The sequence below is a fragment of the Actinomadura chokoriensis genome, assembly GCF_039529475.1.
In the GTDB taxonomy this organism is placed as follows: domain Bacteria; phylum Actinomycetota; class Actinomycetes; order Streptosporangiales; family Streptosporangiaceae; genus Spirillospora; species Spirillospora bangladeshensis.
In genome coordinates this window covers 56,532-83,317 of the sequence record NZ_BAAAMW010000023.1, presented here as the reverse complement: position 1 = coordinate 83,317, position 26,786 = coordinate 56,532, and the positions used below count along the sequence as shown (strand labels likewise).

The 26,786-nt window shown below is 72.6% G+C and carries 30 protein-coding genes; 17 read left to right on the top strand and 13 right to left on the bottom strand.

What is annotated here, in order from left to right:
• Positions 1–465: 465 nt before the first annotated feature.
• The 4 genes from ABFX46_RS34595 to ABFX46_RS34580 form a co-directional block, all read right to left on the bottom strand.
• Positions 466–1,713 (bottom strand): HNH endonuclease signature motif containing protein, encoded by a 1,248-nt coding sequence (locus tag ABFX46_RS34595; RefSeq protein ID WP_346048147.1) that lies wholly within the window; start codon positions 1,711–1,713, stop codon positions 466–468.
• Positions 1,714–1,950: 237 nt separating this feature from the next.
• Entirely contained in the window at positions 1,951–2,514 is a 564-nt protein-coding gene (locus tag ABFX46_RS34590) for a TetR/AcrR family transcriptional regulator (RefSeq protein ID WP_346048145.1), read from the bottom strand.
• Positions 2,507–3,343: an alpha/beta fold hydrolase gene (locus tag ABFX46_RS34585; protein WP_346048144.1), complete on the bottom strand. Its 837-nt coding sequence runs from the start codon at positions 3,341–3,343 to the stop codon at positions 2,507–2,509. The genes ABFX46_RS34590 and ABFX46_RS34585 overlap by 8 nt, the downstream gene beginning before the upstream one ends.
• Positions 3,344–3,467: 124 nt before the next feature.
• Positions 3,468–3,839 (bottom strand): hypothetical protein, encoded by a 372-nt coding sequence (locus ABFX46_RS34580; protein ID WP_346048142.1) that lies wholly within the window; start codon positions 3,837–3,839, stop codon positions 3,468–3,470.
• A 157-nt stretch (positions 3,840–3,996) separates the two neighbouring features.
• On the opposite strand from ABFX46_RS34580, the gene ABFX46_RS34575 reads away from it, so the two are divergent.
• Entirely contained in the window at positions 3,997–4,368 is a 372-nt protein-coding gene (locus ABFX46_RS34575) for a DUF6086 family protein (RefSeq protein ID WP_346048141.1), read from the top strand.
• Between the two features lie 57 nt (positions 4,369–4,425).
• Here the strand turns inward: ABFX46_RS34575 and ABFX46_RS34570 are convergent, their stop codons facing one another.
• Together ABFX46_RS34570 and ABFX46_RS34565 are read right to left on the bottom strand one after the other, a co-directional pair.
• Positions 4,426–4,866, bottom strand: coding sequence for a DUF397 domain-containing protein (locus tag ABFX46_RS34570; protein WP_346048139.1), 441 nt, complete (start codon positions 4,864–4,866; stop codon positions 4,426–4,428).
• A 111-nt stretch (positions 4,867–4,977) separates the two neighbouring features.
• Positions 4,978–5,472, bottom strand: a complete 495-nt coding sequence (locus tag ABFX46_RS34565) for a DUF5753 domain-containing protein (protein ID WP_346048202.1) — start codon at positions 5,470–5,472, stop codon at positions 4,978–4,980.
• 168 nt (positions 5,473–5,640) lie between these two features.
• Here ABFX46_RS34565 and ABFX46_RS34560 point away from each other — a divergent pair, with 168 nt between their 5' ends.
• Together ABFX46_RS34560 and ABFX46_RS34555 are read left to right on the top strand one after the other, a co-directional pair.
• On the top strand, positions 5,641–5,958 hold the full coding sequence (locus ABFX46_RS34560) for a hypothetical protein (protein ID WP_346048137.1): 318 nt from the start codon (positions 5,641–5,643) through the stop codon (positions 5,956–5,958).
• Positions 5,955–6,371, top strand: a complete 417-nt coding sequence (locus tag ABFX46_RS34555; RefSeq protein ID WP_346048136.1) for an ATP-binding protein — start codon at positions 5,955–5,957, stop codon at positions 6,369–6,371. Before ABFX46_RS34560 ends, ABFX46_RS34555 begins: the two co-directional genes overlap by 4 nt.
• A gap of 50 nt (positions 6,372–6,421) precedes the next feature.
• Here the strand turns inward: ABFX46_RS34555 and ABFX46_RS34550 are convergent, their stop codons facing one another.
• Positions 6,422–7,468: an SMI1/KNR4 family protein gene (locus tag ABFX46_RS34550; RefSeq protein WP_346048135.1), complete on the bottom strand. Its 1,047-nt coding sequence runs from the start codon at positions 7,466–7,468 to the stop codon at positions 6,422–6,424.
• Between the two features lie 133 nt (positions 7,469–7,601).
• On the opposite strand from ABFX46_RS34550, the gene ABFX46_RS34545 reads away from it, so the two are divergent.
• The gene (locus tag ABFX46_RS34545) at positions 7,602–8,471 is read left to right on the top strand and encodes an alpha/beta hydrolase (RefSeq protein ID WP_346048134.1); all 870 of its coding nucleotides are present in this window, start codon (positions 7,602–7,604) and stop codon (positions 8,469–8,471) included.
• On the opposite strand, the gene ABFX46_RS34540 is transcribed toward ABFX46_RS34545, so the two are convergent.
• Positions 8,461–9,387 carry a LysR substrate-binding domain-containing protein gene (locus ABFX46_RS34540; protein WP_346048133.1) on the bottom strand — a complete coding sequence of 309 codons (927 nt, stop codon included), beginning with the start codon at positions 9,385–9,387 and terminating at the stop codon, positions 8,461–8,463. The two genes, ABFX46_RS34545 and ABFX46_RS34540, sit on opposite strands and share 11 nt — an antisense overlap.
• Before the next feature lie 108 nt (positions 9,388–9,495).
• Between ABFX46_RS34540 and ABFX46_RS34535 the strand changes: the two genes are divergently transcribed.
• The 8 genes from ABFX46_RS34535 to ABFX46_RS34500 all read left to right on the top strand — a co-directional run bounded on the left by ABFX46_RS34535 (position 9,496) and on the right by ABFX46_RS34500 (position 16,179).
• Positions 9,496–10,932 (top strand): 2-hydroxymuconic semialdehyde dehydrogenase, encoded by a 1,437-nt coding sequence (locus tag ABFX46_RS34535; protein WP_346048132.1) that lies wholly within the window; start codon positions 9,496–9,498, stop codon positions 10,930–10,932.
• An 11-nt stretch (positions 10,933–10,943) separates the two neighbouring features.
• On the top strand, positions 10,944–11,744 hold the full coding sequence (locus tag ABFX46_RS34530) for a 2-keto-4-pentenoate hydratase (RefSeq protein ID WP_346048131.1): 801 nt from the start codon (positions 10,944–10,946) through the stop codon (positions 11,742–11,744).
• Entirely contained in the window at positions 11,744–12,487 is a 744-nt protein-coding gene (locus ABFX46_RS34525) for a 2-keto-4-pentenoate hydratase (protein ID WP_346048130.1), read from the top strand. Before ABFX46_RS34530 ends, ABFX46_RS34525 begins: the two co-directional genes overlap by 1 nt.
• On the top strand, positions 12,487–12,921 hold the full coding sequence (locus tag ABFX46_RS34520) for a RidA family protein (protein WP_346048128.1): 435 nt from the start codon (positions 12,487–12,489) through the stop codon (positions 12,919–12,921). The genes ABFX46_RS34525 and ABFX46_RS34520 overlap by 1 nt, the downstream gene beginning before the upstream one ends.
• A complete protein-coding gene (locus ABFX46_RS34515; protein ID WP_346048126.1) occupies positions 12,918–13,490 on the top strand; it encodes a 3-hydroxyanthranilate 3,4-dioxygenase in 573 nt (190 codons plus the stop codon). The genes ABFX46_RS34520 and ABFX46_RS34515 overlap by 4 nt, the downstream gene beginning before the upstream one ends.
• Position 13,491: 1 nt before the next feature.
• The gene (locus ABFX46_RS34510) at positions 13,492–14,520 is read left to right on the top strand and encodes an amidohydrolase family protein (protein ID WP_346048125.1); all 1,029 of its coding nucleotides are present in this window, start codon (positions 13,492–13,494) and stop codon (positions 14,518–14,520) included.
• Positions 14,517–15,782 (top strand): kynureninase, encoded by a 1,266-nt coding sequence (kynU, locus tag ABFX46_RS34505; protein ID WP_346048124.1) that lies wholly within the window; start codon positions 14,517–14,519, stop codon positions 15,780–15,782. The genes ABFX46_RS34510 and kynU overlap by 4 nt, the downstream gene beginning before the upstream one ends.
• Before the next feature lie 193 nt (positions 15,783–15,975).
• Positions 15,976–16,179 (top strand): cold-shock protein, encoded by a 204-nt coding sequence (locus ABFX46_RS34500; RefSeq protein WP_067639228.1) that lies wholly within the window; start codon positions 15,976–15,978, stop codon positions 16,177–16,179.
• A 113-nt stretch (positions 16,180–16,292) separates the two neighbouring features.
• On the opposite strand, the gene ABFX46_RS34495 is transcribed toward ABFX46_RS34500, so the two are convergent.
• Positions 16,293–17,468: an MFS transporter gene (locus ABFX46_RS34495; protein ID WP_346048123.1), complete on the bottom strand. Its 1,176-nt coding sequence runs from the start codon at positions 17,466–17,468 to the stop codon at positions 16,293–16,295.
• 73 nt (positions 17,469–17,541) lie between these two features.
• Between ABFX46_RS34495 and ABFX46_RS34490 the strand changes: the two genes are divergently transcribed.
• Entirely contained in the window at positions 17,542–18,561 is a 1,020-nt protein-coding gene (locus tag ABFX46_RS34490) for an ROK family transcriptional regulator (RefSeq protein WP_346048122.1), read from the top strand.
• 39 nt (positions 18,562–18,600) lie between these two features.
• Here ABFX46_RS34490 and ABFX46_RS34485 read toward each other — a convergent pair whose 3' ends face one another.
• The gene (locus ABFX46_RS34485; RefSeq protein ID WP_346048121.1) at positions 18,601–19,266 is read right to left on the bottom strand and encodes a TetR/AcrR family transcriptional regulator; all 666 of its coding nucleotides are present in this window, start codon (positions 19,264–19,266) and stop codon (positions 18,601–18,603) included.
• On the bottom strand, positions 19,263–20,486 hold the full coding sequence (locus tag ABFX46_RS34480) for an acyl-CoA dehydrogenase family protein (protein ID WP_346048120.1): 1,224 nt from the start codon (positions 20,484–20,486) through the stop codon (positions 19,263–19,265). Before ABFX46_RS34480 ends, ABFX46_RS34485 begins: the two co-directional genes overlap by 4 nt.
• Positions 20,487–20,531: 45 nt before the next feature.
• Between ABFX46_RS34480 and ABFX46_RS34475 the strand changes: the two genes are divergently transcribed.
• Both ABFX46_RS34475 and ABFX46_RS34470 read left to right on the top strand, forming a co-directional pair.
• Positions 20,532–21,293 (top strand): SDR family oxidoreductase, encoded by a 762-nt coding sequence (locus ABFX46_RS34475; protein WP_346048119.1) that lies wholly within the window; start codon positions 20,532–20,534, stop codon positions 21,291–21,293.
• 28 nt (positions 21,294–21,321) lie between these two features.
• On the top strand, positions 21,322–22,278 hold the full coding sequence (locus ABFX46_RS34470; RefSeq protein ID WP_346048118.1) for a quinone oxidoreductase family protein: 957 nt from the start codon (positions 21,322–21,324) through the stop codon (positions 22,276–22,278).
• Positions 22,279–22,288: 10 nt separating this feature from the next.
• Here ABFX46_RS34470 and ABFX46_RS34465 read toward each other — a convergent pair whose 3' ends face one another.
• Both ABFX46_RS34465 and ABFX46_RS34460 read right to left on the bottom strand, forming a co-directional pair.
• Positions 22,289–22,963 carry a response regulator gene (locus tag ABFX46_RS34465; RefSeq protein WP_163054262.1) on the bottom strand — a complete coding sequence of 225 codons (675 nt, stop codon included), beginning with the start codon at positions 22,961–22,963 and terminating at the stop codon, positions 22,289–22,291.
• Positions 22,964–23,035: 72 nt separating this feature from the next.
• A complete protein-coding gene (locus ABFX46_RS34460) occupies positions 23,036–24,289 on the bottom strand; it encodes a sensor histidine kinase (protein ID WP_346048116.1) in 1,254 nt (417 codons plus the stop codon).
• A 144-nt stretch (positions 24,290–24,433) separates the two neighbouring features.
• Here ABFX46_RS34460 and ABFX46_RS34455 point away from each other — a divergent pair, with 144 nt between their 5' ends.
• Positions 24,434–25,063 carry a class I SAM-dependent methyltransferase gene (locus ABFX46_RS34455; protein WP_346048115.1) on the top strand — a complete coding sequence of 210 codons (630 nt, stop codon included), beginning with the start codon at positions 24,434–24,436 and terminating at the stop codon, positions 25,061–25,063.
• 52 nt (positions 25,064–25,115) lie between these two features.
• Positions 25,116–26,594 carry a sugar porter family MFS transporter gene (locus ABFX46_RS34450; protein ID WP_346048114.1) on the top strand — a complete coding sequence of 493 codons (1,479 nt, stop codon included), beginning with the start codon at positions 25,116–25,118 and terminating at the stop codon, positions 26,592–26,594.
• Positions 26,595–26,786: the final 192 nt, after the last annotated feature.

Genomic DNA, 26,786 nt, shown 5'->3' with positions numbered 1-26,786 from the left:
GATCACCGACTACACGGGCGCGGGCGGCTACGACAACGAGGTCATCTGGGATGTCTGCACGCGGCCGCCCTCGGCCTGCCGTTCGACGAGGCGAAGGCGCGTGACGTGACGCCCTCTCCGGCGGGGAGCAGAAGCGTCTCGTCCCGCGGGCCCTCCTCCGAGAGGCGGTCGACATGAAGGGCAGCCTCGCGATAACCCTGGCGGTCGTCCGGCGGCGGTTGCGCGAGGGGCGCCGCACGCGCGGCAACCTGGTGCTGGCCTTCCTCGCGGACGAGAAGGAACGACTGGTGGAGAGGGTGCGCGCCACGGCATCCGCTGCTCCGTCGGCGCGCTCACCGTCGGCACGTCGCACTGGTTCCGGGCTGCGCATCGGATCGGGGATCCGCGACGACCTTCATAAGGCGTTCGTGCCCCTGGCCGCAGGCTTGAGCCATCGGCGCGCCTTGTCCGCTGGTCCTGCGGCCCTCAAGCGGCTTGGAGCCAGGGTGGCGGCCGGCCGGGTGCCGAGGTCGTTGTGTCTCCGGGTGGGTGGAGGCGGTAGGTGTAGCGGTTGCCGTTGTGTTCTCGGGTGATGTGGATGTGGTGTGTGTTGGTGTGTTTGTAGCGGTTGTGCCAGCCGCAGGTGAGGGTGAGTTGGTCGATGTCGGTGGGGCTGTGGCCGAGGGCCCAGCCGTGGACGTGGTCGACTTCGCACAGGGTGCCGGGGATTTCGCAGCCGTGGACGGCGCAGGTGGGGTAGAGGGTTTCGAGGACTTGGCGTTGGGCGGGGGTGGCGAACCGGACGCGGTGGCCGAGGTAGAGGGGCAGGTTCCCGCGTCCGAGCAGGAGGGGTGAGACTCCGGCGGCCAGGGCGATGCGGCGGGCGTGGGCGGCGGGGATGGGTGTTCCGTCGGCCAGGCGGGCGGGTGCGGTGCCGCCGGTGAGGGTGTCCAGGTCGCAGATGACGGTGACCTTGGTGGCCTTGTGCCCGCCCGACAGGACGCTGCTCAACGCTGCGGCGGTGCGTTCGGCCTGGTCGCGGTGGTCGTCGGTGCCGGCGGGTTTGGCGAGGGGGGCGAGGGTGCCGTCCCAGATGGCGGCGTCTTCGGCGTTCAGCCAGCCGCGGATGTAGCGGCCGCCGTCCAGGGAACGGCTGGAATCGATCCAAGACTGCTCGTAGCCGCGACGGGCGTCGTGTGGGGGCGTGCCGGTGCCGTCGCGTTCGGCGATGATGTCGCGGATGCGGCGGCCGAACGCGGCGACCTTCCCCGCCGAGCACCCCTGCTCGACCAACCCCAGCAGGATCTCTTGGGCGGCGGCGCAGTCGGTGTCGTCCAGGCGTGCGGCGGCGTCGGCGATGGTGGCGGCGTACCCGGTGGACAGCTCCCCGGCGGCCCACCGACCGGCCACTTCGGTGAGGCGGCGGTGCTGCCGGGCCAGGGTGAGGCGTTCCTTCGCCCGCGCCTCGCGCATGCCCAGCCGGGACCGCAGCCAGGCCCGGGTGGAGGGGAACCCCCAGCGCTGCACTTCCCGGCCCCGGTCCACCACCTCGACCAGCCCGGCCAGCGCCGCCTCCTGCAGGTCACCCGCCGCAGCGAGGGCCTCGGCCAGTTCCATGCAGGCCGCCGCGGACTCGGGCGGGGTCCGGCGGGCGAGTTCAGCCGCGATCACCGAAGCGGCGTCCACCAATTCGGTGGTGGACGCCTCAGCAACGTCGATCCCGGCCACTTCCATGACCCCTATTTTACCCGCCCCGACCCACCATTGCATCGAATACCGGTTCGAATCTTTGCCGTTTTCTTGCCGCGCACCGAAAGTGCAGCAAATGCTTTCAGGAATGGCATTTCGGGAAATTCTGACATAGCTTCCTCGGCAGGTGGCCGCCGCCGCGTGCACTCCTGCACGAGCTGCCCGCCGATCCCGACCTGGCCGAGCGCCGGCAGACCGACGTCACCGAAGAGCGGCGGGTTCTCACCTGGCGCGCAGGCCGCGGTCGGTGAAGGTGATCAGCCACTCGAAGCTCTCGTCGATGTCGGCGCTCCACTGGAACCCGTTGGCGGCCTGCAACGTGGCGAAGCCGTGGCACAGGCTGCGCAGCGTGCGCAGAGCGTGGTCCACGTCGGACTCCGCGACCTCGTAGCCGCGCAGGACGGCAGTGAACGCGCTCAGCAGTCGCTGACCGGCAGCGGCCAGCGGATCCTCCGGGCTGGACGGTTCCACGCCTATCGTCGCGGCGTACCGCCCGGGATGCGCCACGACGAAGGCACGGAAGGCGCGCGCCGCAGCCGCCAGGGCGTCACGACCCGCGTACCCCTGGATCGCGCCGCCGACGGCATCGGCGGCCTCGTTCAGGGCCAGAACCGCGATGCGCCGATTGAGGTCATCCAGGCCGTTCACGTGCTTGTAGAGGGACGGGGTGCGTACCCCCACCCGCTCGGCCAGCAGCCCCATTGTCAGTTTGGCGAGGCTCACCTCGTCCGCGAGAGCGGCACCGGCCGCGACCACGGCCGCCGGGTCCAGTCCGGCCCTAGGCACGGGCGCCGTCCGAGCGGAGGAAGTCGAGGATGAGCGAAACGACCTGGTCGGGGAACTGGTCGTGCGGGTAGTGCCCGGCGCCCTCGATCATCTCCAGGCGGCCGTGGCCGGACGGCAGGGCGTCGACGATCGCCGAACCCTCGGCTTGCGGGTCGGCCCAGTCGGGGTCGAGCGTGCCCTCCACGACCAGGACCGGGCAGCGGACGTTGCCGAGTTGCGCGCCCGCGTCGGTCGGAGCACTGCGGCCCATGCCCTGCATGGCCTTCATCCGGCCGGGCTCGCGCATCAGGGAGTCGATGCGGGCGAGCCGCTCGTCCCAGTGGGCGGGCTTCGCGCCCGGGTAGGCGACGTCGAGGTAGGAGCGCCAGAGCCGCACGCTGCCGAACATCGCGGTGCCGAGCAGTCGCAGCATGCCCTGCCGGAACCGCTTCACCCGTAGATCGCCCAGCTTGATCGACTGCTTGCGCGTGAACGGCGCCAGCTCGACCACCGCGCTGACCAGCGAGGGCTCCCGCGCGGCGGCGATGGTGGCGGCACCGCCCGAGACAGAGTGCCCGACGAGCGCGGCCGGCCCGCCCAGGTGGCGGATCACGGCGAGCAGATCCCCGGCGATGGCGGTGCGGCTCCACTCCGACCAGTCGACACTCGACTCGCCGCACCCCCGCAGGTCGACCGCCGCGACCCGGTACCCCGCCTCCACCAGCGGCGGAATCACGGCCCGGTACGCGGCACGGCTGTCACCCATACCGTGCGCGAGGACGATCAGCGGACCGTCCCCCACCACCTCGTAAGCGATAGTGCCGCCCTCGACGGCCAGGTACTCGGTCACGACGTCCTCCAACGTGGCTAACAGGATTAGCTAAAAGCTAACTTGATTAGCCAACCACGTCAAGCGTGCTTCCCGATCGCTAGAGGCGGACGTGTCCCAGCCCGCAGGCGGCTTCCCCGCGCTGTCAGAACAGCCACATCTGCTGTACGACGTACCAGCCCACCGAGATCGTCACCGTCGCCGCCGGCCAGGGCCACCAGCGTCCGGGCTTCAGCGTCCGCGCCCACGTCATGACCAAGCAGAACGCCACCGTCACGAACACCAGTAAGGTGCCCAGCCACAGCACCCGCCCGTGCTCGGGCCCGCAGACGCCCCCACCGATCGCCCCGAACTCGCTCGGGTCGCACTCGCCGGAACTGGTGATCTCCGGGCTGAACCAGAGGAGGTGGAAGGCGTAGAGCAACAAGAGCAGGGGCGTGACCACCGTTACGGACACCACCACCGCGATCCGCCGACCAAGGAACGAAGGCACCTCGCCGGACCCGCCGTCGACCATGCCAGCACTATCGCTTCCAGCACGCCCCCCGGCCAGCACGCCCGCATCACAAACCGGGACTCCAAGAGTCCCGCCCCATACCCAAGGCGCTCTACGATCGGTGATCACCTGCACCCTGGCGAAGCGTGCTGCGGGAGGACGGTGGCAAGGAGGAGCGATGAGCCAGTACTTTCAGGTCGGCGAACGCGTCCTCTGGAACCCCGCGACGGGCGTCGCTCAAGTCTTCCTGCGCGCGGCGGAGTCGTTCGCCGCGCTCACCGGCCTCCCCTCAGGTCTCGGCCCGATGCAAGCGGACGAGTGTGAGATCGACATCGAGGTCTTCAGCACGTTCGTCGACGCCCTGATCCGCCGATACGCGCGCTCGAACCACGTGATCCTCCGGTCCCTCATGGAGGGATTCACCGCGACCGCCATCGTCCTGGTCAACCGCGGCGGCGGTCGCCTACCAGCACTGGAAACCCCGAACGACCCGGCCATTACCGCACTGACCGACCTCAGCCAGCACCACGACCGCGCAATGGTCACTTAGACATCTCAGCGAACGCCGTTGGACGTCAACCCAGTTGGCCGGTCGGCTCTCCGATGGTCAGCGAGACCGTTCCGTGTTGGAGCGGTAACACAGTTTCCAGCGCCCCCGTTGCGGGTGCTTTGCGCCATGTGGTGTGCGGGGGGTTCCAGTCGTGGCTGGAAGGCCTCCAGTGGTTTCGCTAGGGGTCGTAGCGACCGGAGCGTGCATGGTTGGCGAGAGCGGCCCACTCCCGGTGGCTGACCGCAAGGCGGCCCGCGCCGGGGCCCTGCTGTCGCGGATGGCGACCGATTGGGCGATGCGGGCGACCTCTACGCAGGCGCCATTCTGGCCGCTCTGACTACTTCCGCCATCGCGTTCGCGCGGGTTCGCTGGCGTCAATGTCGCGTCTCCAGTGGTAAGTGGGGTGGTCGGCGTGGAGACGGCCTGGTTCACGGGACAGTCGCCGCCAGCGCCGTTGCTGCGTGTGCTCTTACGCCACTTGGCGCGGGAGGTCTCCATGGTTCCGCCCCTCCTTGTTTCTGTAGTCATGGGGCTCACGTCATGTCGTCGGCCGCGCGGGCGATGAGCGCCAGCGAGTCGCTTGGACGCAGCGCCGCCGCGCGCAGGTGGTCAAATGCCAGCGTATATAGGATGATCTCGTGCGCCTTCTCCAAGTAGAGGCCCCCGTTTGAGTCTCCATGAACACCACCTTCGGGTCGGATGGTTCCGGAACCCCAACAGCGTGAACGAACCGCTCATCGCCGGGTGTGCGCCAGCATCGAACGGGAGGACCTGAAGCGTGACGTTGGGGAGCTTCGCCATCTCGCCCAAGTGGTGAAGTTGGTCCTGCATGGTCCGGGCACCGCCGACCTGCCGGTGGATGACCGCCTCGTTGAGGACCGCCCAGAACTTGGGGCCGCCTTCGGACGTGAGGTACTCGGAGCGCGCCATACGGAGCGCGACGCGCTTCTCTATCTCGGTCTCGTCATCGATTGGGAACGCCTCGAAGACGCAACGTGCGTACTCGGCGGTCTGGAGGAGGCCGGGGACGTGTTCGGCGTCGTACCGCTCCATGGACACCGCGTCGGACTCAAGCCCTAGATAGACCTCGAACCATGTAGGGATGGCTTCGCCGTAGCTGTGCCACTAGCCCTTCTGGCGCGCTTCGCGTGCCAAGGCCATGAGGACGTCTCTGGCCTCTCCCTCCACGCCGTAGACGTTGAGCAGGTACTTGACGTCGCGCGGGTGGCGCACCGCGTCCCAGGGCCTTGCCCGGCTGGAAGGAGTCGGAGTGTGGGCAATCTACCGAAGTCCCCGGAGGGGGCGGCGCTCGGCGAGTCGGAGCGGGACGGGGTGACGTTGGAGCGGTTTCGGGTTCTCGTGCGGCTCATGTGGGCCCTTCGGGAGGTCGGGCAGGGGTCCGTTCTCTACCTGGACGCCAAGGCGGAGCCCGTGCTCTCGGTTCCGCTGGTCGCGCGGCGGCGGTCGCTGGCGGTGCTCGGCGTCCAGGAGCGGGACGGGCGGTGGGCCTATCTGTGGGGCGCGGCCTGCAAGGTTCCGGCCGAGTCGGTGCGGCTGGCCGCCCGGCGGATCGCGGGGGTGTCGTCGTGATCGTCTGGGAGCGGAGGGACGCTCGGCTGTCGTCCAGTGAGGGGCTCGGCGTCCGGGACGTTCGTGCTTACGTGCGGCAGGTGCTGGACGGGGTTGAGCACTCGTACGACCTGGACGACGTCGACCTGATGGTCTGTGAGATCGCCACGAATGCCGTCCGACACACTGACAGTGGGCTGCCTGGTGGCGGGGTGCGGGTGTCCGTGCTGGTCTCGGCCACGCGGCTGCGCGTGGAGGTGCAGGACGAGGGAGGCGCGCGGGCGCGGCCGATTGTGGCGCCTCAGCGGGATGGGCTCAGCGAGTCCGGACGCGGGCTCATGATCGTGGACGGGCTCGCCGACCGGTGGGGGATCGTCGACGGCAAGGACGGGGTCTCCGTGTGGTTCGAGGTGTTAGCCGGGCAGCGTAAGTGATCTAGGTGACTGGCCGGGGTCGTCTACGACGAGGCGTGCCGGCGGCGTGGCTATGAACGGGGGAGGCGGGGACCCCAGAAAGGCCATGCCCAGGTCTTGGGGTCGCCGAGTTCGGAAGAGGTCAGGCCGGGACCGACACCGGTGAGTTCGGCGACCAGGAACTCGGTGATGGTTCCGCCGCCCTCTGCCACTTCGCCATCATCGGTCCGCACGGTCCAGCGGTCGGGATCGGGATCGCCGGTGTCCCACAACAGCCAGTCGCGGCCTTCGGTGCTCCCGCAGTACAACAGGCCGCCCGGCTCGGGATGCACCGCGAGGCGAGACCCTCCCTCAAACCCCGCCATCTCTAGGAGCATCTCGGCATGGGATGCGTGCTGGGAGGCCAGGTCGTTCGGGTGTTCGATGAAAAAGCCGTTGAAAGCGATCCAGTGGCCGTAGCAGTAGGTCTCGTACAGGCGTTTGTAATCGGTGGGCAGCCGCGGGACGCCCACCTGCCGCTCGATGGCCTCCCAGTCATACGTGCCCGGAGTTCCCGGCCCCACGATGGTCTGCAGTTGGGCCAGCGGATCCCGCGTGCCGCTCTCGGCCGGAGGGGGCGGGCCCACCGGGTGGCCGGCGGGGACCAGCGTGCGCTCGCGCGGTACGGGCGGGACGGAAAGGACGGGGAGGTCGAGGAGGCCGTCCAGCCACTCGCCGAGGAACTCGGTGGTGGTGAGGTTGAGCTGCTGTACTCCGTGCCCGTCGAGCGCGACCAGCCAGCGGGCGGGGTCGTCGTCGAACGGCAGCCACCAGCAAGTCTCCCCGCCGGCGAACACGCCCCAGAGCCGCGCCTGCGGATGCGGTTGCGTGACCTTGCGCTGCTCGGCCTCGGTGTCGAAGCCCTCCTCGGCACAGCCGGGGGCGAGAAGGCGGAGCACGCCCGCGAGCGTGCCCGGGCCGGTCCGGGAGATCAGCGCCACATAGTCCTCGGGAAAGGCGCCGGCGGGAAACCGCGCCGGCGAGGCGGCAGGCCGCCCGTCCTGGACGATCTGGAGGGTCGCGGCGAGTTCCCGGCCCGCTTGCCGCAGTCCGGTGACGGTCGGGACGGGATCGCGCATTCGGCGCCTTTGCGGTACAGGGGCGTGCAGTGGACGGGCCAGACTCTAACGAGGCGGCGCATAGCTTGGCTGTGATACCTGCCGGGTGAATCGGTATTTGTCCGGCCGTGCGGGGCGGGGGGAGGGTGGAGGCGTGAGCGATCTGGATGACTGGCCTGGCAGTGAACTGAGCGATGAGGAGCTGGACGTCGCCTACAACGTGCGGCGGAAGGCGGGGGCGGAGCTGCTGGAGCGGCACCTTGCGCGGTATCGGGAGGAGTCCGCGCGGGCCGTTGACGGGCTGCCGGGGCATCGCGGGGTCGTCTTCGACGAGGTGAGCGGCGAGCGGCTGGACGTGTGGGGTGTGGACGAGCGTGGGTTGAGGCCCGTGTTCGTCTTCTTCCACGGCGGTTATTGGTTCGCGCTGTCGAAGGAAGAGTCGTCGTTCATGGCGCGGGCCCTATTTGAACAGGGCATCGCCACTGTGGTGCCCGACTACACGCTCGCGCCGAAGGCGACGCTGGAGGAGATCGTCCGGCAGGCGCGGGCCTCGATCGCGTGGATCCACCGGCACGGGCGCGAGTACGGGCTCGACCCCGAGCGCATCGTGGTCGGCGGCAGTTCGGCGGGCGGGCATCTGGCCGCGATGACGATGGTCGGCGGCTGGCAGGACGAGTTCGGGGTTCCGGAGGACGTCGTCAAGGCCGCGATGCCGATCAGCGGGCTGTTCGACATCCGGCCGGTCACTCGCATCTACGTGAACGACTACGTGAAGCTGGATCTGGAGCGGGCGGCGGCGTTGAGCCCCGCCTTGCAACCGGCCGAGCACAAGTGTCCGGTGGTTCTCGTGGTCGCGGAGAACGATGGGGGCGGGTTCGTGGCGCAGTCGCGGATGTTCCAGCCGATGTGGGACGGCGCCGAATTGATCAGCGTGCCTGACCGTGACCACTTCGACGTCGTCCTCGATCTGGGCGATGCCGGGTCGGCGGTAGGCAAGGCGCTGGCAGGGCTCATCAAGCCGTGAGTGCGGCCGCCTCGTGCTGGAGGTGGTCGAGCATCAGGCGGGCCGAGGGCGTCGGGGCTCGGTGTGCGGGGAGCGTCACGCCGACCTGGCGGCGGACGGTCTCCAGCGGGATGGGGAGCGGCGCTATGTCGGCGTCGGTGCGGGCCACAAGTTCGGGCAGTGCGGCGATCATGTCGGTGTCGCGGACGAGGGTCCGGACGGTCAGCACCGACGTGCATTCGACCAGGTTGCCGGGCAGCGTGAGGCCGGTAGCGCGGAATACCTGCTCCAACTCGGTGCGGAGCGCCGTCTGCTCCAAGGGCAGCACCCACGGGTAGTCCAGCAGGTCGGCCAGGCCGAGGTCCGGCAGGGCGCGGGCCGGGTGGTTGCGGCGGGCGACCAGCAGGACCGGTTCCCCGTAGAGGGTGATCTGGCGCAGGCCGCGCAGGTCGTCGATCGGGTTCAGGCGGCCGAGGATCAGGTCGATCTCGCCGTCCAGCAGGCGCGGCACCTGGGCGTCGAACGTCGCCTCCTGGACGATCACGGTGATGCCCGGACGGTCCTTCTTCAGCGCCGCGATCGCGCGGGGGAGCAGGACGTTCGACCCGGCGAGGAGCGTGCCGATGGTGACGGTGCCGACCTCCCCGTCCGCCAGGCCGGTGATGCGTTCGCCGGCGCGGCGGAGTTCGGCCAGGACGGCGCGGGCGTGCTCGATGAACGCGTCCCCGAACAGGGTCGGTGTCACGCCGCGCGGGCCGCGGGTGAACAGGTCGACGCCGAGGAGGTTCTCCACTTCGCGCAGGCTGCGGGTGACGGCGGGCTGCGCCAGATGCAGGTGCTCGGCGGCGCGCAGGACGCTGCCGTGGTCGGCGATGGCGACGACGAGCACCAGGTGCCGGAGCTTCAGCCGTCCGTTGAGCAGGTCGATCGCGCGCATGCCGCCTTACTATCACGGGTTCGTGATAGCTCACGGGTCGATTGGTATTTGCCAGGCATAGCTGGCCGGGCAGAGGATCGGGGGTGTCGAGCTGTGCTGGAGGAACGGATGAAGGCTGAGCACTACGTCGGCGGCGTCTTCCGTTCGGACGGCGCCTCGTTCCCGCTCATCGACCCCGCGAACGGCGCCGAGCTGGGCACCGTCCCCGAGGCCACGCGGGAGACCGTGGACGACGCCGTGGTGGCGGCGAGGGCAGCGCTGAAGGGCGAGTGGGGCGCGGCCGGTGCCGAGGAGCGGGCCGCGGCGATGCGGCGCATCGCGGACGGCATCCAGGCCCGGTTCGAGGAGTTCGTCGAGGCGGAGGTCGCGGACACCGGCCGGCCCCGCGCGTTCGCCGAGACCGTCGACGTGCCGCGCGCGGCCGGCAACTTCCGGGCCTACGCCGACCTGCTGTACGGCCGTCCCGAACGTGCGTACACGACACGAATCCCCGGGTGGAGCGCAGGGGTGGGGGAGGCGCTCAACTACACCGTGCGACGGCCGCTCGGCGTGGTGGCGATCATCTCGCCGTGGAACCTCCCGCTGCTGCTGTCGACCTGGAAGATCGCCCCGGCGCTGGCGTGCGGCAACACCGTCGTGGTCAAGCCGTCGGAGGAGACGCCGTCCACCGCCACCCTGCTCGCCCGGGTCATCGACGAGGCCGGGGTGCCGGACGGGGTGTTCAACCTGGTGCACGGGCACGGCGCGGGCGCGGCCGGGGAGTTCCTCACCGGGCATCCGGGCGTGGACGCGATCGCGTTCACCGGCGAGTCCGCCACCGGCACCGCGATCATGCGCAACGCCGCCGAGCACGTGACGCCCGTGTCGTTCGAGCTGGGCGGCAAGAACCCCGCGCTGGTCTTCGCCGACGCGGATCTCGACGCCGCTGTCGACGGCACGGTCCGCTCGTCCTTCACCCACTCCGGGCAGATCTGCCTCTGCACCGAGCGCGTCTACGTGGAGCGTCCCGTCTTCGACGAGTTCGCCGGGAGGCTCGCCGCACGGGCGAAGGAACTCGACGGCTACGGGCCGATGATCTCGGCCGAGCACCGCGACAAAGTGCTCTCCTACTACCGGCTCGCCGAAGAGGAAGGCGCCACGGTCCTCGCCGGCGGCGGCGCCCCGACCTTCGGTGACGCGCGGGACAGCGGCTTCTACGTCGAGCCCACCGTCCTCACCGGGCTCCCCGAGACCGCCCGTACGGTCCGGGAGGAGATCTTCGGGCCGGTCTGCCACGTCGCCCCGTTCGACAGCGAGGACGAGGCCGTCGACCTCGCCAACGACAGCCCCTACGGCCTCGCGTCCACGATCTGGACGGCGAACCTGTCGCGGGCCCACCGGGTGGCGCCCCGCATCGAGACGGGCATCGTCTGGGTGAACTGCTGGAACCTGCGCGACCTGCGCACCCCGTTCGGCGGTGTCAAGGCGTCCGGGATCGGCCGCGAGGGGGGAGAGTACTCCTTGGACTTCTTCTCCGAACCCGTCAACGTCTGCATCCAGATCTGAGAGCGAGCCCAGTGACGACCACCATCGACCAGGCCGCCGAACGGCTCCTCGGCGCCTACGCGAGCGGCACGCCGTGCGCGCCCGTCCGCGACCTGATCACGACGGCGGACGACGCCTACGCCGTCCAGGACAAGCTCACCGAGCGGTGGCTCGGCGAGGGCCGCCGCCTCGCCGGGCGGAAGATCGGCCTGACCTCCAGGGCCGTCCAGCGGCAGATCGGCGTCGACAGCCCCGACTTCGGGATGCTGTTCGCCGACATGGCCGTCCCGGACGGCGAGGAGATCCCCGCCGGCGCCGTCCTCCAGCCGCGCGCCGAGGCCGAGGTCGCGCTCGTGCTGGAGCACGACCTCACGCACGAGCGGCACACCGTCGCCGACGTCATCCGCGCGACCGCGTTCGCGCTGCCCGCGATCGAGGTGGTCGGCAGCCGCGTCCGCGACTGGGACATCACGCTCGCCGACACCGTCGCCGACAACGCCTCGTCCGGCATGTACGCGCTCGGCAACCGGCCCGTCCTGCTCAAGGACGTCGACCTGCGCCTCTGCGGCATGGTCATGGAGCGGCGCGGCGAGCAGGTGTCCACCGGCAACGGCGCCGCCTGCCTCGGCCACCCGCTGAACGCGGCGCTGTGGCTCGCCGACACGCTCGTCCGCGTCGGCCGCCCGCTGCGGGCCGGCGACACCGTGCTGACCGGCGCGCTCGGGCCGGTCGTCCCGGCCGCGCCCGGCGAGGTGTTCGAGGCCCGCATCGACGGGCTCGGCGACGTCCGCGTCGCCTTCGGCCGTGACGACTCGGGCGGGGAGGAAGGGTGATGGTGGACGTGCACGCCCTGGCGGCGACGTTGGACGAGGCCGTCCGCGACGTCCGTGCGGTCCCGAAGCTGACCGAGAAGGCGCCGTTCGACGTGCCCGCCGCCTACGCGGTGCAGCGGGCCGGGATCGAGCGCCGCCGGCGCCGCGGCGAACGGGTCGTCGGCGTGAAGATGGGGTTCACCAGCCGCGCCAAGATGGTGCAGATGGGCGTCGACGACGTCATCTGGGGCCTGCTCACCGATCGGATGCTCGCCGAGTCGTCCGTGGACGTCTCCCGCCTCATCCACCCGCGCGTCGAGCCGGAGATCGCCTACCTGATCGGACGGGAGGTCCGGTCGCCCGCCGAGGCCGAGTCGGCCGTCGCGGGCGTCGCGGTCGGGTTCGAGGTGCTCGACTCCCGCTACCGGGACTTCAAGTTCACCCTCCCCGACGTGATCGCCGACAACGCGTCCGCGGCGCGGTTCGGCTACGGGGCCTGGCACGCGCCGCGCGACCTGTCGAACACCGGTCTGCTGCTGGAGATCGACGGGCGTCCGGTGCAGGCGGGGTCGTCCGCCGCGATCCTCGGCGACCCGGCGCGGTCGCTGCGGGCCGCGGCGCGGCTCGCGCTCGGCGCCGGGATGAAGCTCGAACCCGGCTGGATCGTCCTCGCCGGGGCCGCGACCGCCGCCGTCCCGCTGCCGAAGGACGCACACGTCCGCGTCACGGGCGCCGGCCTCGGCAGTGTGGAGGTGACGACGTGATGGGCGACGCGTTCCTCGTGGACGGCAAGGCCAAGCCGCGCGGACGGTTCCCGCACGTGAAGCGGGCCGGCGACTTCGTGTTCGTGTCCGGGACGAGCTCCCGCCGCCCCGACGGGACGTTCGTCGGGGCGAGCGCCGACCCGATGGGCGTCACCGACCTCGACATCCGCGCGCAGACCCGCGCCGTCATCGAGAACGTCCGCGACCTCCTCGGCGCCGCCGGCGGAGACCTCTCCGACGTCGTCAACGTCACCGCCTACCTGGTGAGCATGAACGACTTCGGCGGCTACAACGAGGTCTACGGCGAGTACTTCGACGAGACCGGCCCGGCCCGCACGACCGTCGCCGTCCACCAGCTCCCGCACCCGCACCTGCTCATCGAGATCTCGTGCGTCGCCCACATCCCCCGCAACGGCAAGGAGGCCGGAGCATGACACTCCCGCAGCTCTCGCACGGACGGCCGTTCAACTTCCAGGCCTGGATCGACGAGCACCGCGACCTGCTGAAGCCGCCGGTCGGCAACGTCCAGGTGTTCGACGACGCCGGGCTGATCATCATGGTCGTCGGCGGCCCGAACCAGCGCACCGACTTCCACGACGACCCCACCGAGGAGTTCTTCTACCAGCTCAAGGGCAACATGGTCCTGCGCGTCATGGAGGAGGAGGGCCGCCCGCCGGTGGACGTGCAGATCAACGAGGGCGACGTCTTCCTGCTGCCGCCGCACGTCCGGCACTCGCCGCAGCGGCCCGAGGCCGGGTCGATCGGCCTCGTCGTGGAGATCCCGCGGCCGGAGGGGCTGACGGAGGCGTTCGAGTGGTACTGCACCGAGTGCCACCACCTCGTCCACCGCGCCGAACTCCAGGTCCGCTCGATCGTGGACGACCTGCCGCCCGCGTTCGAGGGCTTCTACGGCAGTGACCGCAAGTGCCCGAACTGCGGGGCCGTCCACCCGGGCAGGACATGGCCGCGGACCATGACCCCGACCACGGCGCCCCGGGTCTGACATGACCGTCTTCGACGTCCACGCCCACGTCTTCCCGCGGCTCAGCCGCGACGAGGGCCGGATCCTCACCGACGAGGCGCAGCCGTGGCTGCGCGTCGACGGCGGCGGCACCGGCATGATGATGTGCGGCGACGAGGAGTACCGGCCGGTCGGCGAGGCGCTCTGGGAACCCGCGCGCCGCGTCGCCGACATGGACGCGGCGGGCGTGGACGTCCAGGCCGTCTCGTCCACCCCGCTGATGTTCGGGTACGCCGCCGAGCCGTCCCGCGCCGCCGACTGGTGCGACCTCGTCAACGAGCGCATCCTCGACTTCTGCGGGCAGGCGCCCGACCGGCTGCTGCCGCTCTGCCAGGTCCCGCTCCAGGACCCCGACCTCGCCTGCCGGGTCGCGACGCGGGCGCAGGCTGCGGGGCACCGCGGCGTCCACATCGGCAACCACGTCGGCGACCGCAACCTCCACGACGACGGCATCACCGCGTTCCTCGCGCACTGCGCCGCGCTGGGCCTGCCCGTGCTGGCGCACCCGTGGGACATGCTCGGCGCCGACCGGATGCGCGGCCACATGCTGCCGTGGCTGTCCGGGATGCCCGCCGAGACGCAGCTGAGCATCCTCGGGCTGATGCTGTCGGGTGCGTTCGAGCGCATCCCGGCGTCGCTGCGGCTGTGCTTCTGCCACGGCGGCGGCTCCTTCGCGTTCCTGCTCGGACGGGCCGACAACGCCTGGCACCGCCGCGATATCGTCCGCGCCGACTCGCCGCGCCCGCCGTCGGAGTACACCGACCGGTTCCACGTCGACTCGGCCGTGTTCGACCCGCGCGCCCTCCGCCTCCTCGTGGACGTCATGGGCACCGAGCGGGTCATGCTCGGCACCGACTATCCGTTCCCGCTCGGCGAGATGGAGCCGGGCGCGACGATCCGGGCGTGCCCCGGGCTGGACGACGCCGACCGCGCCCGGCTGCTCGGCGGCAACGCGGAGGCGTTCTTCGCCCCCGCGCACGACCTCGTGACCACCGAAGGAATGACCCAGTGACCAGTGCGGCCCGAAGGGAAGAGGAGGCGCGGCGGCTCGACGAGACCGACCCGCTGCCCACGCTGCGCGGCGAGTTCCTCGTCCCGCCCGCGCCCGGCGGGGCCTACGCGGAGGCCGCCTACTTCGCCGGCAACTCCCTCGGCCTCCAGCCGCGCGCCGTCGCGGACCGGCTCCGCGAGGAGCTGGACGACTGGGCGCGCCTCGCCGTCGAGGGGCACACGCGGGCCCGCCGCCCGTGGGTCGACTACCACGAGCTGCTCCGCGAGCCCGCCGCCCGGCTCGTCGGCGCGCTGCCCCGCGAGGTCGTCGCGATGAACTCGCTGACCGTCAACCTGCACCTGATGATGGCGAGCTTCTACCGGCCGGCCGGGGACCGCACCCGCATCGTGATCGAGGACGCGGCGTTCCCGTCGGACTCCTACGCGGTCGCCAGCCAGGCCGTCCACCACGGGCTCGACCCGGCCGCGACCGTCGTGCGGCTGAGGCCCCGCCCCGGCGAGGACAACCTCCGCACCGAGGACGTCGTCGGCTTCCTCGAACGCGAGGGCGGCACGGTCGCGCTCGTCCTGCTCGGCGGCGTCAACTACCTGACCGGCCAGCTCATGGACATGGCCGCGATCACCAAGGCGGGCCGCGCCGCCGGCGCCGTCGTCGGCTGGGACCTCGCGCACGCCGCCGGGAACGTCCCGCTCCGCCTGCACGACTGGGACGTCGACTTCGCCGCTTGGTGCACCTACAAGTACCTGAACTCCGGTCCGGGCGCGGTCGCGGGCTGCTTCGTGCACGAGCGGCACGTCCGGGACGCGTCCGTGCCGAAGCTGTCGGGCTGGTGGGGGACCGAGCCCGCCGTCCGGTTCCGGATGGACCCCGACATCGCGCCGCCCGCGTCCGCCGACGCCTGGCAGCTGTCCAACCCGCCCATCATGGCGCTCGCGCCCGTCCTCGCCTCCCTGGAGATCTTCGACCGGGTCGGGATGGACGCGCTGCGCGCCAAGAGCGAGCGGCTCACCGGCCACCTGGCGTCCCGGCTCGCCCCGGTCGGCGGTGTGGAGATCATCACCCCGGCGGACCCGGCGGCGCGCGGCACCCAGCTGTCGCTGCGGGTCGCGGACGCCGGCGGGCTCGTCCGGCGGCTCGCCGAGGCCCATGGCGTGGTCGCCGACGCGCGCGAACCGGATGTCGTCCGGCTCGCGCCCGTGCCGCTGTACTGCACGTTCCACGACTGCCACCGCGCCGCGGAGGCCTTGGCGGATCTTGTTTAGGTGTGTCGGTGCATGAGGCGGCCCGGCATCGGGTAGGTTCGGGTGCGTTGCACGATGGCGCCCGGCCCGGCCGGCCGGACGCCAGGCAGTCTCGAAGCGTTTTCTCCGGGCGACCGGCGGGCGTGAGATGAGTCCGCTGCAGCCCGGTCCGCCGCCCGGCGGCCCGGTGAGTTCTACCCGGAAGGGGAACACCATGGCCGAAGGCACCGTGAAGTGGTTCAACGCCGAGAAGGGCTTCGGGTTCATCGCGCCCGACGGCGGCGGCCCGGACGTGTTCGTCCACTACTCGGCGATCACGACCAACGGCTACCGCAGCCTGGACGAGAACCAGCGCGTCGGGTTCGAGATCACCCAGGGCCAGAAGGGCCCGCAGGCCGAGGGCGTCTACCCGCTCTGAGGCACTGCCCTTGATCTAGACCGCTGAGAGGCCGGGGACGCTCGCCGTCCCCGGCCTTTCGCATGCCCCGGCTTTTCGCCTGCCCCGGGCCGTCCGGAACGGCCGGGCGGGCGTCAGCGCAGCGCCTTCGCCGCCGGTTCCGGCGCGGGCGCGCCCCGGCCGGCGGCGCGCGGGCGCAGCGCGCCGGCCGACAGCGTCATCACGGCGACCACGCAGGTGATCATCGCGAACGCGGCCCGGTAGGACAGCGCGCCCGCCGTCCAGCCGGTCACCGCCGGCGCGGTCAGCCCGGACAGGTAGGTGATCGTCGCGACGCCCGCGACGCCCTCGCCCGGCGTCGCGCCGACGCCGGCCGCCGCCGCGAACACCAGCGGGACGACGGTGGCGATGCCGATGCCGACCAGCGCGAACCCGGCGATCGCGGCCCACGGGGCGCGGGCGGCCACCACCAGGATCCCGCCGGCCACCGCGACCGAGCCGCCGCACCGGGTGACCGCCGCCGGGCCGAACCGCCGCACGATCCGGTCGCCGGCCAGCCGGGTGACGGCCATGCACGACATGAAGACGGTGAACGCGGCGGCGGCGAGGCCGGGTCCCGCGTCCGTCACCTCGGTGAGGTAGACGGCGGACCAGTCGGCGCTCGCGCCCTCGGCGAACGTCCCGCAGAACCCGACCGCGCCGATCGCGGCGACCGCCCGCGTCGGCAGCGCGAACCGGCGCGGCGCGGGGACCCCCTCGGCAGGCCGGTCCGCGAGCAGCCAGCGTCCGGCCAGCAGGCCCGCCGCCAGCAGGACGGCCGCGACCAGCCCGAGGTGCAGCCGGGCGTCGATCCGGGCGTGCGCGGCGGCGATGCCGGCGCCGCCCGCGGCGAGGCTGCCGACGCACCACAGGCCGTGCAGCCCCGACATGACCGGGCGGCGCACCTCCCGCTCCACCGCGACGCCGTGCGCGTTCATCACGACGTCCGACATCCCGGCGGTCGCGCCGAACAGCAGCATCGCCGCGAACAGCCAGCCGGGCGCGGGCGCGAGCGCGGGAAGGGCGAGCGCCGCGCACCAGGCCGCGATCAGCAGCCGGACGGTCCGGCGCTCGCCGATCCGGTGCGCCACGCGGCTCGCGGTGGGCATGGCGGCGAACGCGCCGATGGACGGGCACAGCAGGGCCAGCCCGAGCACGGTGGGGGAGAGGCCGAGGCGGTCCTGGATCCACGGGAGGCGGGTGGCGAGCGTGCCCGCCACGGCCCCGTGGACGGCGAAGACCGCGCCGATGGCCCGATGGGGAGAGGTCATGGATCGATAAACTAACAGGAAGGCTTCCTGATGAAAAGCGGATCAGGCAGGCTCCCTGACTACTATGTGGGCCGTGAAGACCGCCGACCCGACCATGGCCCGCGCGATCAACGACCGGCTGGCCCTCGACCTGCTGCTCGACCGCGGCCCGCTCACCGCCCCGCAGTTGCGGACGCTGACCGGGCTGTCCCGGCCGACCGTGTCCGACCTGATCGAGCGGCTCCGGGCGGCCGGGCTGGTCGAGGCGGCGGGGGAGACCGGCGCGGACCGGCGGGGCCCGAACGCCCGCCTCTACGGCCTCGTCGCCGACCGCGCCCACATCGCCGGAGTGGACCTGCGCCGCGACGCCGTCCACGTCGCCGTCGCCGACATCGCCGGGAACGAGACCGGGGCCGCGACCCGCCCGCTGCCGCCCGCCCCCGACCTGGCCGCGCTCATCGCCGGGGCGGTCGCGGAGGCGGCGGACGGCCGTGAGCTGCACACCGTCGTCCTCGGCACCCCCGGCCCCGTCGACCCGCGCACCGGCCTCGTGACCGACAGCGGCGTCCCCGGCGGCCGCCCCGACCTCGGCGCGGCGCTCCAGGAGCGCCTCGGCGCGCCCGTCCGGCTGGAGAACGAGGTCAACCTCGGCGCGATCGCCGAGCACCGCGAGGGCGCCGCCGCGGGCCGCGCCGACTTCGCCCTGCTGTGGCTGGACGACGGCATCGGCGGCGCCGTCGTGCTGGACGGACGGCTGCGGCGCGGCGCGTCCGGCGGCGCCGGCGAGGTGGGGCTGCTGAAGTTCGGCGGCACCGACTTCTGCCACCTGCTGGACCGGGCCGCCGTGGCCGGCCTCGCCGACGAGCGGGTGGCCGGCTGGATCGCCGAGGCCGCGTTCGCGCTCGTCGCCGTCCTCGACCCCGGCCTCGTCGTGCTCGGCGGCGGCCTCGGCCGGTCGGGCGGCGACCGGCTCGCCGGACTGGTCGCCGACCGGCTCGCCGCGCTCGGCCCGGCCCCCACCGACGTGCGGGCGAGCCGCGTCGAGGGCGACGCCGTGCTGCGCGGCGCCGTGCTGACCGCCCTCGACCTCGCCCGCGACGCGGTGTTCGGCTGACGCGGTGTTCGGCTGACGCGGTGGTCGGCTGGAGCCCGGTTACGGCTGCGCCTTGGGCAGGCGCTCGCCCGCGCGGAGCCGGTCGAGGCCGAGCCAGATGAACTCCACGGCCATCTGCTCGGCGCGCTCGCGCGAGGTGTCGGGATGCTCCAGCCACCACGACACCATCGACAGCATCGACCCGTACATCAGCGGCACGAGCAGCCGCGCGCGGCGCTCGTTGACCTCCAGCGCGGCCGGCGACAGCGCCGGGTCGGCGCGGCGGCGGCGCAGCAGCAGGTCGGCGAACGCGGTGCCGAGCCGGTCGCGCAGCTCCCGCAGCTCCAGCCCCACCTCCGGCTTGTCCAGGTGCCGGACGACCAGCGCCCACGCGTCCGGCTCCTCGGTGGCGTAGTCGAACAGCACCCGGATCATCGCCCGGATGCCGTCCGCCGACCCGTGCGCGGCGTGCACGGCCTCGTTCAGCCGGCCGGTGAGCTCGGCGACGATCGCCTCGGTCACCTCGGCGAACAGCTCCTCCTTGGACGCGAAGTGCTGGTAGAGCAGCGCCTTGGAGACCTGCGCCGCCGCCGCCACGTGCTCCATCTGGGCCAGGTGGTAGCCGCGGCGGCCGAACTCCTCGAGCGCGACCTGCAGCAGCTGCTCGCGCCGCCGGGCGTACGGCATCCGCCGCCGTACGCCCGCCTCCCCCGTGTCGCTCGTCATTTTCCGAGGTACTTGCCCAGCTCGGCGCGGGCCACGGACCGCACGTGCACCTCGTCCGGGCCGTCGGCGAGGCGCAGCGTGCGCAGCCCCGCCCACATCGCGGCGAGCGGGGTGTCGTCGCTGACGCCGGCGCCGCCGTGCACCTGGATCGCCCGGTCGACGACCTCCAGCGCGACCCGCGGCGCGATCACCTTGATCGCCGCGACCTCGGACCGGGCGGCCTGGACGCCGTGCTTGTCGATCAGCCAGGCCGTCTTGAGCGTGAGCAGCCGGGCCTGCTCGATCGCCATCCGCGACTCGGCGATCTGCTCGCGCACCACGCCCTGCTTGGCGAGCGGGCCGCCGAACGCGACGCGCGACACCGCGCGCTCGCACATCAGCTCCAGCGCCCGCTCGGCCATCCCGATCGCGCGCATGCAGTGGTGGATGCGGCCGGGGCCGAGCCGGGCCTGCGCGATCGCGAAGCCGCCGCCCTCCTCGCCGACGAGGTTCTCCACCGGGACGCGGACGTCGGTGAAGGTGATCTCGCAGTGGCCGTGCTGGTCCTGGTAGCCGAACACGGGCAGCGCCCGGACGACCTCCACGCCGGGCGTGTCGAACGGCACCAGCACCATCGACTGCTGCCGGTACGGGTGGCCGTCCGGGTCGGTCTTGCCCATCAGGATCATGATCTTGCAGCGGGGGTCGGCGGCGCCGCTCGTCCACCACTTGCGGCCGTTGATGACGTAGTGGTCGCCGTCCCGCTCGATGCGGGTGGAGATGTTGGTGGCGTCGGAGCTCGCGACGTCCGGCTCCGTCATCGCGAACGCGCTGCGGATCTCGCCGTCCAGCAGGGGCCGCAGCCACGTCCGCTTCTGCTCGGGCGTGCCGAACAGGTGCAGGACCTCCATGTTGCCGGTGTCGGGCGCCGCGCAGTTGGTCGCCTCGGGCGCGAGGTTGGGGGAGCGCCCCGTCAGCTCGGCCAGGGACGCGTAGTCGGTGACCGACAGGCCGTGCGCCGGGTCCTCGCTGCCGGGGAGGAACAGGTTCCAGAGGCCGCGCTTGCGGGCCTCGACCTTGAGGTCCTCGACGACCTGCGGGACGTGGTGCTCGCGCCCCGCCGCGGCCAGTTCGGCCCGCTGGGCCGCGTAGACCGGCTCCGCCGGGTAGACGTGGGAGTCCATGAATTCCTGGAGGCGGCCGAAGTACTCCCCGCCCCGCTCGCTCAAACCGAAGTCCATTCCGCTAGAGTAACTGACGAGTCAGTTACTTCGGGAGGGAGTCCCATGGCAGCCTTCGACGGCACCGGCTTCGACGGCACGGGCAAGGTCGCGCTGATCACGGGCGGATCCAACGGCATCGGGGCCGCGGTGGCGCGCCGGCTGGCCCGCGAGGGCGCCCGGGTCGTCCTCGCCGACGTCGACGCCGAGGCCGGGGACGCGCTCGCGAAGGAGCTGGACGGCGCGTTCGTCCGCTGCGACGTGCGCGAGCCCGCCGACAGCGAGGCCGCCGTCGCGACCGCCGTCGAGCGCTTCGGCGGCCTGGACGTCGCGTTCCTCAACGCGGGCGTCGCCGGCGGCGGGGGAGTCGGCGACGACTTCGACCTCGCCGCCTACCGGCGGGCCATGGGCATCAACCTCGACGGCGTCGTGTTCGGCGCGCACGCCGCGCTGCCCGCGCTGCGCGCCCGCGGCGGCGGCGACATCGTCTGCACCGCCAGTATGGCGGCGCTCACCGCGACGCCGTTCGACCCCGTCTACGGCGCCAACAAGGCGGCCGTCGTCGGGCTCGTCCGCGCGCTCGGCCCCACCTACGCCGAGGAGGGCATCCGGGTGAACGCCCTGTGCCCCTCGTTCGCCGACACCGACATCCTCACCCCGCTGAAGGGGCATCTCCAGGAGACCGGCTTCCCGATCCTGGACGTGTCAGACGTCGTCGAGGCGTTCATGGGCATCCTGGAGGCAGACGGCGCGGGCGAAGCGTGGTACGTGGTGCCGGGCCGACCGTCCGGGCCGTTCACGTTCCGCGGCGTCCCCGGCCCCCGCTGAGCCGTCCGCCGAGACCGACAGGAGAGACATGCGCGCGATCCAGATCACCGAGTTCGGCGGGCCCGAGGTCCTGACCGTCACCGAGCTGCCCGAGCCGTCCGCCGGCCCCGGGCACCTGCTCGTGGACGTCTCGCGGGCCGGGGTCAACTACGCCGACACCCACCAGGCCGAGAACAGCTACCTGTCGGCGTCCACGCTGCCGATGGTGCCGGGCGGCGAGGTCGTCGGCACCACCGGCGACGGCCGCCGCGTCGTCGCGCTCGTCGGCACCGGCGGCTACGCCGAGAAGGCCGTCGCGCCCGAGGCGCTGGCCTGGGACGTCCCCGACGCGATCGACGACGTCACCGCGCTCGGCATGATCGTGCAGGGCGCGTCCGCGTGGGTGCTGCTGCGCCGCAGCGTCCACCTCGCGCCCGGCGAGTCCGTCGTCGTGCACGCCGCCGCCGGCGGGGTCGGCACGCTCGCCGTCCAGCTCGCCAAGGCGTGGGGCGCCGGGCGGGTCATCGCGACCGCCTCCTCCAAGGAGAAGCGCGACCTCGCCCTCGACCTCGGCGCCGACGTCGCGATCGACGCCAACGAGCCCGACCTGAAGGACGCGCTGATCGACGCCAACGGCGGCCGGCGCGTCGACACCGTCCTGGAGATGACCGGCGGCACGGTCACCGACCAGAGCCTGCGCGCCCTCGCCCCGTTCGGGCGCCTCGCCTTCTACGGCATGGCGTCGCGCAAGGAGCCGTCGCCCGTCCGCCCGGCCACGCTGATGGCGCACTCCGCCACGATCTCCGGCATGTGGCTGGCGCACGTCTTCCAGCTGCCCGGCGACGTGATGCGCACCGCGCTCGGCGAGCTGTTCGACCTCGCCGCCGACGGCCGGCTCCGCGTCATCGGCGGCGGCGAGTACGGGCTGAGCGAGGCGCGCCGCGCGCACGAGGACATGCGGGCGCGCCGCACCACCGGCAAGCTCGTGCTCGACCCGTCCCGCTAGCCGGCCCCGGTCAACCGACGAGGCCGTTCTCGTAGGCGTACACGACGGCCTGGGTGCGGTCGCGCAGCGCCAGCTTGGTCAGGACGTGCCCGACGTGCGTCTTGATCGTCTGCTCGGCCAGCACCAGCTCGGCGGCGATCTCGGCGTTGGACAGCCCGCGCGCCATGAGCCGCAGCACGTCCAGCTCGCGCGGCGTCAGCCCCGCGGTCGCCTGCGGGCTCGGCCGCTGGTGCCGGCGCCGCCGCGCGAAGTCGCCGATCAGCCGCCGGGTGATGGACGGGGCCAGCAGCGCGTCGCCCGCCGCGACGATCCGCACCCCGTTCACCAGGTCGGCCGCCGAGGCGTCCTTCAGCAGGAACCCGCTGGCGCCCGCGCCGAGCGCCTCGTAGACGTACTCGTCCAGGTCGAAGGTGGTGAGGACGAGCACCTTCGGCCGCGCCTCCGCCGGGTCGGCGTCCCGGGCGGGCTCGCCGACCAGCTCGGCGGTGGCGGCGAGGCCGTCCATCTCCGGCATCCGGATGTCCATCACGATCACGTCCGGGTCGAGCCTGCGGCCCATCTCCACGGCCTCGCGGCCGTTGCCCGCCTGCCCCACCACCTCGATCTCCGGGTCGGAGGACAGCAGCGCCGCGAGCCCGTCGCGGATCATCACCTGGTCGTCGGCGATCAGCACCCGAATCGTCACGCCGCCAACCCTACGGCGGCGAAGATCGCTTGTCCTCCGGAGGACGTCCCCCGGACCGCCGGCGCGCTGCGCTCAGTCCGCGTCCCCGTAGGGCAGTTCGGCCGTGACGGCCCAGCCGCCGCCGTCCTGCGGGCCGGCGTCCAGGGCGCCGCCCAGCATGGTCACCCGCTCGCGCATCCCGACCAGGCCGTGGCCGCCGCCCTGCGACTCCTCCGGCGTGGTGCGGGCGCCGTCGTCGGTGACCGTCACCGCCAGCGCCTCGGGCCCGTACCTCACCTCGACGTGGACGCGGGAGCCCGGCGCGTACCGGGAGGCGTTGCTCAGCGACTCCTGCACGATCCGGTACGCCGACAGGTCCACCCCCGCGTTCAGCGGGCGCGGCATGCCGACCACGGCGGTCGCCACCGACAGCCCGGAGCGGCGGGCGGCGGCGACCAGGTCGTCCAGCCGGTCCAGGCCGGGCTGCGGGGCGCGCTCGGCGCCCTCGCCGTCCGCGCGCAGCAGCCCCACGACGCGGCGGGTCTCGGTGAGCGCCTCGCGCGCCGCGTCCCGCACCACCCCGAACGTCTGGAGCGCGGCGTCCGGCAGGTCGGGGATCTTGTAGGGGGCGGCCTCCGCCTGCATCGCGATCACCGACATGTGGTGCGCGACCACGTCGTGCAGTTCGCGGGCGATGCGGGCGCGCTCCTCCAGGACCGCCTGCCGGGCCAGGTCCTGCCGGTGCTGCTCCTCGCGGCGGCGCAGCTCCTCCACCGCGGAGTGCCGCCCGCCGACCGCGTCGCCGAACGTCAGCGCGACCGCGGCGATCCCCGCGAGGATCGTCGCGAACCAGCCCGGCATGCCGAACAGCACGGCGGGCACCAGCACCCCGGCCACGGTCACCGCGCCGACGCCCACGGTGGTCTGCCGGTCCGCGCCGACGCCGGTGAAGAACAGGATGACGACGAGGGCCAGGATCGCGGTGACGGGCCACGGCATGAACCCGGTGCCGTGCCGGACGAACACCGTGAGCAGCAGGCCGAGCGCCGCGATCCGCCAGGCGGCCAGCGGCCACCGGGCGGCGAAGATCAGCGGCGCGGCCTGCAGCACCCCGAGCGGCCAGGCCAGCCCGGTGTTCACGTGGTACGCCTCGATCGCGATGGCGATGGAGCCCGCGGTGAAGCCGATCGTCAGCGCGGCGAGCAGGACCAGGATCGGGACGCGCAGCAGCGGGCGGTCCGGCAGCAGGGTCACGGGCGGGCCGTCCCCGCCGGGCAGCAGGGCGGAGCGGACGCCGGCCACCAGCCGGGTGCGGCCGGCGGGCGCGGAGCGGTCTGGATCGTTCATTTGATCTGGAGCCTAGAGCCCGCGGGGCCGCGGCGGCCTGACCCGCGGGAGGGAGATGCGGCCCGCCTCTCCGGTATCACCGCCGGGCGGCGCGGCCGCGAGGCGATCTTGCGGCGGCGCGGGGCGGCGGCGGAGACTGCGGGCATGAGCGACCTGAGCCATCCGATCTTCGCCCGGCTCTACCCGCGGCTGGACGCCGGCTGCGCCCGGGCGGGCGGGGACGCGCACCGCGCCGAACTGCTCGCCGGCGCCTCCGGCCGCGTGCTGGAGGTGGGCGCCGGATACGGGGCCAACTTCCCGCACTACCCGCCGGAGGTCACCGAGGTCGTCGCGCTCGAACCCGAGCCGCGGCTGCGCGCCAAGGCCGACCACGCCGCCGGCCGCGCGCCCGTCCCCGTCACGGTGCGCCCCGGCGTCGCCGAGGACCTCGACGTGGACGACGCCTCGTTCGACGTGGCGGTCGCCTCGCTCGTGCTGTGCTCGGTGCGCGACCCGATCCGCGCCCTGGCCGAGTTGAGGCGCGTCCTCAGACCGGGCGGTGAGCTGCGCTACTACGAGCACATCCGGGGCGACGAGCCCGGGAAGGCGCGGTTCCAGCGGTACGCCGACGTGGTGTGGCCGTTCCTCGCCGCCGGCTGCCACGTGTCCCGGCCCACGCCCGACTGGATCGCCGGGTCGGGCTTCACGGTGCGGGCCGAGCGGCGGTTCGATTTCCCCGCCGGACGCGGCAACCCCGCCTCACCGCACGTCCTCGGCGTCGCCGTCCGCGACTGAGCGACGTTCAAGACTCCGCATAAGGTCCGTCTCGCGGGGAAGATCAGGGCCCATGACGACCTCGGGCAGCCAGCCGCGACCATCGGACGGCGAGGATCTGGGGGGCGCGGAGCGCGACGGCGCCCCGCACGCGACGGCGACCGCCGCGCTGCTCGCCGGAGCCGCCGCCCTCGGCGGCTTCCTGTTCGGCTACGACTCCTCGGTCATCAACGGGACCGTCGACGCACTCCAGGGCAAGTTCGGGCTGAGCGACTTCGCCGTCGGGTTCGTCGTGTCGTCGGCGCTGCTCGGCTGCGCCGTCGGCGCCTGGTTCGCCGGGCCCATCGGCGACCGGATCGGCCGCGTGCGGGTGATGCTCATCGCGTCCGCGCTGTTCGTGATCAGCTCGGTCGGCTCGGCGCTGGCCTTCAACGCCGTCGACCTGACCGCCTGGCGGCTGGTCGGCGGGCTCGCCATCGGCGCCGCGTCCGTGATCGCGCCCGCCTACATCGCCGAGATCGCCCCCGCGAACCTGCGCGGCCGGCTCGGCTCCCTGCAGCAGATGGCGATCGTCCTCGGCATCTTCGCCGCGCTCGTCATCGACTACGTCATCGCCCGGGTGTCGGACGGCGGCGCGTCCGGGACGTTCCCCTGGGGCGGCGACGCCTGGCGCTGGATGTTCGCCAGCGCCACCGTGCCCGCCGTCCTGTACGGGGTGATCGCCCTGACGATCCCCGAGTCGCCCCGCTACCTGGTCAAGCGGCGCCGGACGGCCGAGGCCCGGCGGGTGCTGCTGCGGGTCATGGGCCACGGGGACGTCGACGCCAAGATCAGGGAGATCGTCCGGTCGATCGCCGAGGACCGGCCGGTCCGCCTCGGCGACCTGCGCGGGAACCGGCTCGGGCTGCTGCCGATCGTCTGGGTCGGCATCCTGCTGTCGGTCTTCCAGCAGTTCGTCGGCATCAACGTGATCTTCTACTACTCCTCCTCGCTGTGGCAGGCGGTCGGGTTCTCCGAGAACGACGCGATGCTCACCTCGGTGATCAACTCGATCGTGAACGTGGCGTTCACGCTGGTCGCCATCGCCCTCGTGGACCGGATCGGGCGCCGCCCGCTGCTGCTCGCCGGCGCCGCCGGCATGGCGGTCTCCCTCGGCACCCTGACGGTCTGCTTCGCCACCGCGCCCGTCGTGGACGGCGAGCCGCACCTCGGAACCGTCGCCGGGCCCATCGCGCTCGTCGCCGCCAACGTCTTCGTCGCCTCGTTCGCCGCGACCTGGGGGCCGGTCGTCTGGGTGATGCTGGGCGAGATGTTCAACAACTTCATCCGCGCCTCCGCCCTCGCGGTCGCCGCCGCCGCGCAGTGGATCGCCAACTGGGTGATCACCACGACGTTCCCCGGCATCTCCGGCTTCTCGCTCGGCCTCGCCTACGGCCTGTACACGCTGTTCTCCGTCCTGGCGCTCCTGTTCGTGATGCGGGCCGTCCCCGAGACGAAGGGGCGCGAGCTGGAGGACATGGACAAGCTCGCCGGGCCGAGAGCGCACGCATGACCGCCGACCGCTCAACGGCGCGTGCCGCCGCGCACCGTCGGCTACAGTGAAGGCATGCCGTACGCGTCCGTAGAGACGACGACGCCGGGTCACTCCCGGCGCGACAGCGGCATGTCCTGACATTGCACGCGGAAGGGCCCCGGGAGCGATCCCCGGGGCCCTTCCGCTTTCCGGGGACCGCTCCGACCGATC